The organism is Mycobacterium talmoniae (genome assembly GCF_001854525.1).
GTDB lineage: Bacteria > Actinomycetota > Actinomycetes > Mycobacteriales > Mycobacteriaceae > Mycobacterium > Mycobacterium talmoniae.
In genome coordinates this window covers 25,701-33,637 of the sequence record NZ_MLQM01000040.1, presented here as the reverse complement: position 1 = coordinate 33,637, position 7,937 = coordinate 25,701, and the positions used below count along the sequence as shown (strand labels likewise).

The 7,937-nt window shown below is 67.2% G+C and carries 9 protein-coding genes; 5 read left to right on the top strand and 4 right to left on the bottom strand.

What is annotated here, in order from left to right; genetic code table 11:
- The first annotated feature begins 90 nt into the window (after nt 1–90).
- Together BKN37_RS10105 and BKN37_RS10100 are read left to right on the top strand one after the other, a co-directional pair.
- Nucleotides 91–843 (top strand): 3-hydroxyacyl-CoA dehydrogenase, encoded by a 753-nt coding sequence (locus BKN37_RS10105; protein WP_071025075.1) that lies wholly within the window; start codon nt 91–93, stop codon nt 841–843.
- A complete protein-coding gene (locus BKN37_RS10100) occupies nt 840–1,838 on the top strand; it encodes an NAD(P)H-dependent flavin oxidoreductase (RefSeq protein ID WP_071025073.1) in 999 nt (332 codons plus the stop codon). The genes BKN37_RS10105 and BKN37_RS10100 overlap by 4 nt, the downstream gene beginning before the upstream one ends.
- A gap of 144 nt (nt 1,839–1,982) precedes the next feature.
- On the opposite strand, the gene BKN37_RS10095 is transcribed toward BKN37_RS10100, so the two are convergent.
- The 3 genes from BKN37_RS10095 to BKN37_RS10085 all read right to left on the bottom strand — a co-directional run bounded on the left by BKN37_RS10095 (nt 1,983) and on the right by BKN37_RS10085 (nt 4,538).
- Entirely contained in the window at nt 1,983–2,945 is a 963-nt protein-coding gene (locus tag BKN37_RS10095; RefSeq protein WP_071025070.1) for an alpha/beta hydrolase, read from the bottom strand.
- Nucleotides 2,946–3,057: 112 nt separating this feature from the next.
- Entirely contained in the window at nt 3,058–3,942 is an 885-nt protein-coding gene (locus tag BKN37_RS10090; protein ID WP_071025068.1) for a haloalkane dehalogenase, read from the bottom strand.
- A gap of 11 nt (nt 3,943–3,953) precedes the next feature.
- Nucleotides 3,954–4,538, bottom strand: a complete 585-nt coding sequence (locus BKN37_RS10085; RefSeq protein WP_071025086.1) for a TetR/AcrR family transcriptional regulator — start codon at nt 4,536–4,538, stop codon at nt 3,954–3,956.
- A 225-nt stretch (nt 4,539–4,763) separates the two neighbouring features.
- Here BKN37_RS10085 and BKN37_RS10080 point away from each other — a divergent pair, with 225 nt between their 5' ends.
- The gene (locus tag BKN37_RS10080) at nt 4,764–4,970 is read left to right on the top strand and encodes a CopG family transcriptional regulator (protein ID WP_071025084.1); all 207 of its coding nucleotides are present in this window, start codon (nt 4,764–4,766) and stop codon (nt 4,968–4,970) included.
- Nucleotides 4,967–5,350 (top strand): type II toxin-antitoxin system death-on-curing family toxin, encoded by a 384-nt coding sequence (locus tag BKN37_RS10075; RefSeq protein ID WP_071025066.1) that lies wholly within the window; start codon nt 4,967–4,969, stop codon nt 5,348–5,350. Before BKN37_RS10080 ends, BKN37_RS10075 begins: the two co-directional genes overlap by 4 nt.
- A gap of 57 nt (nt 5,351–5,407) precedes the next feature.
- On the opposite strand, the gene BKN37_RS10070 is transcribed toward BKN37_RS10075, so the two are convergent.
- Complete coding sequence (locus tag BKN37_RS10070) at nt 5,408–6,010, bottom strand: TetR/AcrR family transcriptional regulator (protein ID WP_071025064.1); 603 nt, start codon at nt 6,008–6,010, stop codon at nt 5,408–5,410.
- A 153-nt stretch (nt 6,011–6,163) separates the two neighbouring features.
- Here BKN37_RS10070 and BKN37_RS10065 point away from each other — a divergent pair, with 153 nt between their 5' ends.
- A complete protein-coding gene (locus BKN37_RS10065) occupies nt 6,164–7,930 on the top strand; it encodes an FAD-dependent monooxygenase (RefSeq protein ID WP_158260312.1) in 1,767 nt (588 codons plus the stop codon).
- Nucleotides 7,931–7,937: the final 7 nt, after the last annotated feature.

The window sequence follows — 7,937 nt, the reverse complement described above, 5'->3', positions numbered from 1 at the left end:
CCCCGCCCCACCCACCACCCAAGCCCCCGGCAGCGCCAGCTGGGTCTAACGGACAGGCATTGGGGCCGGCCAGGAAGGAAACGCGGGAACGTGCAGATCAAAGACGCGGTAGCGGTGGTCACCGGCGGTGCTTCGGGGCTGGGACTGGCCACCACCAAGCGGCTGCTGGATGCGGGCGCGCAGGTGGTGGTCATCGACCTCAAGGGCGAAGACGCCATCCAGGAGCTGGGTGAGCGGGCGCGCTTCGCCCAGGCCAACGTCACCGACCCCGAGTCGGTGACCGCCGCCCTGGATGTGGCCGAATCGCTTGGGCCGCTGCGGATCAACGTCAACTGCGCCGGCATCGGCAACGCCATCAAGACGTTGAGCAAAAACGGCGCCTTCCCGCTGGAAGAGTTCACCAAGGTCATTCAGGTCAACCTGATCGGCACCTTCAACGTGCTGCGGCTGGCCGCCGAGCGGATCGCCAAGACCGAACCGATCGGTGAGGAGCGCGGCGTCATCATCAACACCGCCTCGGTGGCCGCGTTCGACGGGCAGATCGGTCAGGCCGCCTATTCCGCGTCCAAGGGCGGGGTCACCGGCATGACGCTGCCGATCGCGCGGGACCTGTCCCGTGAGCTGATCCGGGTGGTCACCATCGCGCCGGGGCTGTTCAAGACCCCGCTGTTGGGGTCGCTGCCCGAGGAGGCGCAAAAGTCGCTGGGGCAGCAGGTGCCGCATCCGGCTCGGCTCGGTGACCCCGACGAGTACGGCGCGCTGGCCGTGCACATCGTGGAGAACCCGATGCTCAACGGCGAGGTGATTCGCCTCGACGGCGCGATCCGGATGGCGCCGCGATGAGCCTGTCGACGAAGTTCACCGAGGCGTTCGGGGTCGAGCACCCGATTGTGCAGGGCGGCATGCAGTGGGTGGGCCGCGCCGAGCTGGTGGCGGCGGTGGCCAATGCCGGCGCGCTGGGATTTTTGACCGCGCTGACCCAGCCGACCCCGGCCGATCTGGCCCGCGAGATCGCCAAGACCCGGGAGCTCACCGATAAGCCGTTCGGGGTGAACCTGACCATCCTGCCGACGATCAACCCGCCGCCGTACGACGAGTACCGGCAGGTGATCGTGGATTCCGGCATCAAGATCGTGGAGACCGCCGGGTCCAACCCGGCGCCGCACCTGCCGATGTTTCACGACAACGGGATCAAGGTGCTGCACAAGTGCACCTCGGTGCGGCACGCGGTCAAGGCGCAAAGCCTGGGGGTGGACGGCATCAGCATCGACGGGTTCGAATGCGCCGGGCACCCCGGCGAGGACGACATTCCCGGTCTGGTGCTGATCCCGGCCGCGGCGGCCAAGATCGACATCCCGATGATCGCCTCCGGTGGGTTCGCCGACGCCCGCGGCCTGGTGGCCGCGCTGGCGCTGGGCGCCGACGGCGTCAACATGGGGTCCCGGTTCATGTGCACCGTGGAGTCCTGCATCCACCAGAACGTCAAGGAAGCCATTGTGGCCGGCGACGAGCGGGGTACCGAGCTGATCTTCCGCCCGCTGCGCAACACCGCCCGGGTGGCGTCCAACACCGTGTCCCGCGAGGTCGTCGACATCCTCAACAAGGGCGGCCAATTCCCCGACGTGCAGGAGCTGGTCGCCGGGGTGCGGGGCCGCAAGGTGTTCGACGACGGCGATGTCGAGGCCGGCATCTGGACGGTCGGCACCGCGATGGGGCTGATCAATGACATCCCCACCTGCGGGGAGCTGGTGTCGCGGATGGTCGCCGAGGCCGAAGAGCTGATCTCGGGGCGGCTCGGCGACATGGTCGAGCCCGAGGACGAAGAGAACGTGGCCTAGCTGCTGAGATCGACGTCGAAACTGACACATAGCCCCGAGATCCGGCGGTTTTGCAAATTTAGGCGTCGATTTCAGTGGACACACCGCTCGTCCTCGTCGCCAACTGTGCGCCGTCGACCTCGGCGTCCAGCGCAACGCCCTGCGTTATGCGTGAGCCGTGACGAATTCGGCGATGGCGTCCTGCATTTGGGTCAGCCCCGGTTCTTCGAGGGGGTAGTGGCCGGCGTTGTCGAGCAGCACGGTTTGTACGGGGACTCGGGTGATGCGGGATAGCACCGGTTGGCTGAGTTCCAGCGGCGTCCACCGGTCCTCGGCGGGCTGGGTCAGCAGGACCGGGCAGGCATCGAACTCCGGTGGTTCAACGGCGGGGACGTAGTTCATGTAGCTGGCGAGAAACCGGGTGGACACCCAGTTGCCGCCCGAGGTGCGGTCGGCGGTCATGACTTTCAGCGCCGCTCGGTCGTTGACCAGGGTCGACATCTTGGAGGCCAGCGTCATCGGGACACGTAGCCGCGCCGCCGGGGTGCGGGCCAGCAGCCCGAGCAGGGGGACACCGAGGCGGGAGCCCACTTTGTCGTGCGCGGTGTCGTCGCGGACCTTTTGGTTGCGCTGATCGAGGAACGTCATGCCGACGATGCCGCGCAGCGCGCCTTTGGGGGCCGTGGCCGCGACGTGATAGGTCAGCATGCCACCGGCGCTGAGGCCGTACAGGATGATAGGTCGGTCGTCACGGGACTGTTCGTAGGCCAGAAAGTCCACCACCAGATTGACCCAGTCGTCGTAGGACACGGTGCAGCCGGGGCGCACCTGGCTCAGGCCGTAGCCGAGGTTGTCCAGGGCCACCGTCTCGAACCCGCGCGCCGCCAGCGGCGCCCCGACGATCAGGCTCATCTGCCGACCGTTGGTGCCCACGCCGTGGTGCAGCACGATCTTGGCGGGCGCGTCGGGGTTGGCGTAGCGGTCCAGGTGCACCCGGTGGCCGCGCCAGGTCCAGAACTCCTCGGCCGGGACGGTCTGATCGGTCAGGCGCAACCGTTCCGGCAGGTAATTCTGCAGGTCACGCCAGGCCTGCTGGTCGCGGTAGAACTCGGGTTTCGGTTTGGCCATCGGGGGGACTCCTCCGTCTCGCTACACCCGCGTTGGAATGCACTCTAAAGCCGCACCAGTTTCGGGTGCTGAGCACCCCGCGGCCCGAAGCTACCCGGAGGGGCGGGGCGCCCTAGCCTCGTAGTTCCCGAACGAACCGCGCCACGGCGGCACCGATCTCGTCGGGGCTGTCCTCCTGGATGAAATGGGAACCGGCGACGGTGATTTCGGTGAGGTTGGGCCAGCTGCGCACCAACTCGCGGATCCGGCCGCGGATGATCGCACCCGGCTCGGCGTTCACGAACAGCTTCGGCACGTCGCTGCCCGCCAGCCACTCGCCGTAGCCCTCGACCACCGCGACGACGTCGGCCGGCTCGCCGTCGATCGGGATGTTGCGCGGCCACGACAACGTGGGCCGCCGGTCCTCGCCGGGGTTGGCGAACGGCCGCCGGTAATGCTCCATCTCCTCGTCGGACAGCGTCCGCTGGATCGCGCCGGGCAGCACACCTTCGACGAAGACGTTCTGCTCCAACACCATTCGTTCCCCCTCCGGGGAGCGGAAGCCCTGGAACACCGCCCGGACCGGGCCGGGGAACTCCGGCCAGGTCATCGGGGTGACGATCGACTCCATGAACGCGATGCCGGCGACCCGGTCGCGATGCTGGTTGGCCCAGTCGAAGCCCAGCGCGGAGCCCCAGTCATGCAGCACCAGCACCACGTTGTCCCCGAGATCCAGCGCGTCCCACAGCGCGAAGAGGTAGTCGCGCTGTTCGGCGTAGTGGTAGCGATCCGGCCCGGACTCGTCGAGCTTGTCCGAGGCGCCCATCCCGATCATGTCGCAGGCAACCAGCCGGCCCAGCCCCTGCAGATGCGGCATCACGTTGCGCCACAGATACGACGACGTCGGGTTGCCGTGCGCGAACACGATCGCGTCGCCGACTCCCTCGTCGATGTAGGCCATCCGCTTCCCGCGAATCTCCCGATACTGCAGCTGCCCAAAGGGCTTGGTGCTGACCATATCTGCTCTCCTCATTTCGGACGGGTGTCGGCGAAGGTGGCGGCCGCCTCGCGCGCGACCCGCAGGATCCGCGCCGAGAACGTCGGGTCGGCGACCGCGCGGGCCAGCGACATCCCGCCCACGCAGATCGTCATCAGGACGATCGCGTCGTCGAGCCGGTCGTCGTCACCGTCGCAGATCGCCGCCAGCGACGTCCGCAATTCCCGCTCATAGGTGCCGCGGAACTCGTCGCTGCCGTGCGCGGCGTCCGAGCTCAGCGCGGCGAAAGCGCAACTGCTGGAGAGGTTGTCGCGATGCGCCGGGGTGAGGTAACGCCTGGCCAGACTCGTCAGCCGGGTCGGCCACGATTCGCCGCGCCGCGGTCTTATCCAGTGCGGCCGACCGGTGCTGATCGCGCGGGTGAACGCGGCGTTGGCCAGCTCGTCCTTGGTGGCGAAATGCGAGTAAAACGCGCCGTGGGTCAGACCGGCATCACGCATCACCGGGACGATCGCGGCGCCGTCCAGGCCCTCTTCGCGGAGCCGGCGGGCGGCGGCATCGAGGATTCGGTTCAGCGACTCCTGTTTGCTCAGGGCCCGCTTCGTCGAAGATCGCATGATGGGCATCATGCTAATGACATGATGGACATCATGCAAGATGTGGGCTTCGGCGTTGAAATTGCGTCCAGGGCTGTGCTCCGAGGCCAGATCGCAGCCCTCCGCGCAATCTCGACGACCGGGGGCGGCTCGAGGTCGGGCGGCTAACCAGCAAAAGATCGCCCCGTTAGCCCACAATTGCTCGGCCAATGCCACGTGTGGTATCAATCCGGTATCATCGTGGCCATGGGCATGACGCTGCGCACCAGTGCCGAGCAGACCGAAGCGCTACGGCGGCAGGCCGCTGCCGAGGGGCGGTCGATGCAGGCGGTCGCGCTGTCGGCCATCGATGAGTACATCGCCCGGCGGACGCACAAGACCAAGGTTGCCGACGCGCTGCAGCGCGTGGTCCGTGAGGAGGCCGGCGTCTTGGAGCGCCTCAAGGACGCGTGATCGACTACCTGGATCTCGACGACCTGCTGGACGTCGCCCGCGCTGCGGTCGGTGAGGACGTCGCGGTCGGGGACTACGGTCTGCTCGAATCGGCGCTGGCCCGTCCGCGCGCATCGGTGTTCGGCGTGGACGCCTACCCGGATCTGCACCTCAAGGCCGCCGCGCTGCTGCATTCCCTGGCGCGCAATCACGCGCTGGTGGACGGAAACAAGCGGCTGGCGTGGACGGCCTGTCGGACACTCCTTGCCATCAACGGCCAATGGATCAGCGCACCCGAGGATGACCGGTTCGACTTCGTGATCGGGGTCGCCACCGGCGCCTTGGCCGATCTCGGCGAGATCGCCGAAAAGCTGCGGGCCTGGAGCTATCGGGAGGGCTGAGCCGTCGCGTATCGCCACACCGTAATCGGTGATTTTCCAGCGCGGCTCCTGGTCGCCTTACCCCGCGAGTTGCGGTAGCTCGCTATTGGAGATCTCGTGGGCCTCGGCGGGCTCGATCCCCACGGCGCGCAGCAGAAGCTCGGCGGTCGAGGATCCCGCTTCGCGCCAGGTCTGATGCCCCTCGAGCACCATCCACATCGCACTCACCGTCGCGCCGAGCACCAGTGACGCGATGCCGTCGACGCCCGCTGGCCCGATGTCGTACCGACCGGCCGCAATGCCAGCTTTGATGTCGTGCATAGGAGGTCCGGTCAGCACGGCACGCAGAGATTCCTCGGACAACCCGAACCTGACCGCGAAGCGGCCGAGGGTCGGGTTCTCATGGGCGTAGCGGATCCACAACCGCACCCCAGTCGCTAACCGCGCCGCGGGATCACCGATCCCGGCAAAGCTTGCCGAGACCCGTCGGTGCATGTCCACGCTGAGCTCGGCGACGACGCGATCAAACAAGTCCTCCATCGACCCGACATTGCGGTAGAGCGTGCCACGGGCGACGTTCGCCGCTTGGGCCAATTCACTCACAGTCAGCTGGGTCGTTCCCTTTTCGACGAACAGCCGAACGGCGGCGTCGCTGATCCGCTGATCCGTGGGTGTGGTCATGGGCCCTGTCCTCGGGTTGGTTCCAACCGGCTCCGACAAATAGTACATCTATGTTCTATCGCGCCAGGAAAAGCTCTTAATAAGACATTGTTGACTTATATTGAACAGACATGTTCAATAGGTCTACGCGCAGGAACCGGCGGAAGGGACAGCGTGACGAGCAAGACGACCCGGCAGGCGGAGGTGACACCCGTGCTGATCGTGGGCGGCGGCCCGGTCGGTCTCACGCTCGCGTTGACGCTGTTCCGTCACGGTGTGCCCGCGACGTTGGTGGAGCGCAGTCCGTCGACGACCACCCACCCGAAGATGGACATCACCAACGGCCGCAGCATGGAACTGTTTCGCCACCTTGGAGTCGCCGATGAGCTGCGCAAGGTCGCTGTGCCCGAAGACCATGGGTTCGACGTGTCGTGGGTGACCAAGCTCAGCGGATGGGAGCTGGCGCGGTTCCGATATCCCAGTGTTGCGCAGCGGCGCAAGCTCATCCGCGACCGCAACGACGGCACGATGACGCTCGAACCCGCAATGCGGGTGTCGCAGGCGCTGCTCGAACCGGCACTGAAGACCATTCTGGAAACCCGCGCCCCACAGATCGACGTCCGGTACGGCTGGGGTCTGCAAACCTTCCAGCAGGACGACCAGGGCGTCGACGCGGTGATCCGCTCGGTGAGCGGGGAGACCCACACGATCCGGGCACAGTTTTTGGCCGGCTGCGACGGGGCGGGCAGCGTGGTGCGACGAGGTCTGGGGATCGGTCTGGACGACATCGCTCTGCACCGGCTAGCGGCGCGCGAACTCGGCCTGCGCCGGCTGGTGCCAGCCGGTATCCGGGCCTTCGTCGAACACCGCGAAACGCCGATGGACGGTCGCGTCTACCTGGTCCATTTCACCTCGCCAAACCGTGAGCTCTTCGAGCGGTTCGGCACGGCGTGGCACACCCAGTCACCCGAAGGGTGGACGCTGATCTCGCAGAACGACCGCGACACCTGGACGCTGCACGCCCTTCTCGGCGTAGGTGCGGACGCCGAGGCGATCGACCCCAAGCGGTTCCTGTTCGCTGCCTTGGGCGTCGAGTTCGAGTGCGAGATCCTGTGCGCCAATGCCTGGCGCCCACGGTTGTCCCTGGCCGACAGCTACGGGCGTGGCCGGGTGTGGCTGGCGGGGGACTCGGCGCATCAAGTCGTGCCGGCCGGCGGCTACGGCATGAACACCGGTGTGGGTGACGCCGTCGGCCTGGGATGGGTGCTCGCGGCAATCCTGCAGGGGTGGGGTGATCGTCGCCTGCTGGACGCCTACCAAGCCGAGCGCCGCTCGGTCGCCGTCCGTAACCGGGCAGCGTCGGCGCGCCACACCCTGGTGCGCTTGGCGATCAAAACCGCCTATCGCAAGCGCATTCACAGCGAAGGCTGGAACGGCGAACGCAGCCGACGTCGGCTGGGCCGGGAGATCCTCGACCTGGGCAATCTGGAAAACGAAGCCGACGGAATCGAATTCGGATACCGCTACCAGAACTCCCCGGTCATCTGCCACGAAGCGCATCCGGTGCCGGCCGACCGCATGGACAGCTACACGCCCACTACGCTGCCCGGGGCCCGACCGCCCAGCCTGGTCCTCGACAGCGGACAGGCCATCTTCGACCTGCTCGGCCCCGGGTTCACCCTGCTGCGGTTCGACGAAATCGACGTTGCACCATTGGTCACCGCGGCTCAGCAGCGCGATGTGCCGCTCACCGTCGTCGACATCCGAGACGAGCGCAGCCGCGCGCTCTACCAACGCGACCTGGTGTTGATCCGACCCGATCACCATGTCGCGTGGCGTGGTGACGCCGCCCCGGCCCGAGCCGGCGCCGTCATCGACCGGATACGCGGCGCGCGGCCGACCTCAATCACCGAACGGGTCAGCGCCACCACCGCCCGTTGAGACCACG